The 1,131-nt window shown below is 63.2% G+C and carries 1 protein-coding gene and 1 pseudogene; one reads left to right on the forward strand and one right to left on the reverse strand.

Features of this window, described 5'->3' with window-relative positions:
• Positions 1–393 (reverse strand): annotated as a pseudogene (locus ACXJL8_RS41675) (DNA recombination protein RmuC); the annotation flags it as partial.
• Between the two features lie 170 nt (positions 394–563).
• Here ACXJL8_RS41675 and def point away from each other — a divergent pair.
• The gene (gene def, locus ACXJL8_RS41680; RefSeq protein WP_456619442.1) at positions 564–1,088 is read left to right on the forward strand and encodes a peptide deformylase; all 525 of its coding nucleotides are present in this window, start codon (positions 564–566) and stop codon (positions 1,086–1,088) included.
• Positions 1,089–1,131: the final 43 nt, after the last annotated feature.

Here is a 1,131-nt window from a genome sequence, read left to right on the forward strand (position 1 = left end):
GTCGATGATGCCGAGCCGCTCGTGCAGCGCGCGCAGGCTCTCCATGGTGTTGCGGGTGGTGCTCTCCATGGACTGGCCGACGCGGTGGGTCACCGAATCCAGCCGCTCGTTGACCGCGCGGGCCATGTCGGCCTGGCGGCCGGCCAGCGCCTGGGTCATGGCGTCGACCCGGCCCGAGGCCTCACTCTGCGCGTGCAGCATCTGGCTCACGCGCTCCTCGAGCTCGTCGGCGCGGATGGCATTGGCCATCGCGAGTTCCGCGCCGCGCCGCGACGACCGCGCGATCACCACGGCGATCACCAGCAGCAGGATGAGGACAAGGCCGCCGAAGCCGATCAGCGCATCGATGGCGCGCACCGGCCAATCGCCAGCCGTGAAAATGATCTCGTTCATGGCCGCCTTTTAGCCGATTCGGTCCTCTCCGCGAACGAATAGCGAACATTTATGGTTAATCGCCCCCTAATTTTTATGGTTAACGAAGCCCTAAGTTTTATGGTTAGCGGACCGTTAACGGAGTTCCTCGCCGCATTGACCGCATCCGGCATGCGGCTTAAATCGCCGCCATGGCCCTCAGAGAAATCATCATCCTGCCCGACAAGCAGCTGCGTCTGGTCTCCAAGCCGATCGAGAAGGTCACGCCGGAGATCCGCAAGCTGGCCGACGACATGTTCGAGACCATGTACGACGCGCCCGGCATCGGGCTCGCGGCGATCCAGGTCGCGCAGCCGCTGCGGCTCATCACCATGGACCTCGCCAAGCGCGACGAGAACGGCGAGACCAAGCCGGAGCCGCGCGTCTTCATCAATCCCGAGATCCTTGCTTCGTCCGAGGAGCTGTCGGTCTATGAAGAAGGCTGCCTGTCGATCCCCGAATATTACGAGGAGGTCGAGCGGCCCGCGAAGGTGCGCGTGCGCTTCACCGATCTCGACGGCAAGGTGCACGAGGAGGACGCCGAAGGCATCTACGCCACCTGCATCCAGCACGAGATCGACCACCTCAACGGCGTGCTGTTCGTCGACTATCTGTCAAAACTCAAGCGCGACCGCGTGCTGAAGAAGTTCGAGAAAGCCGCCAAGCGCGGGGAGTAAGGTTCTCCGTCATTCCGGGGCGATGCGCAGCATCGAACTAAGG

This window comes from Bradyrhizobium sp. P5_C11_2 (assembly GCF_054049755.1).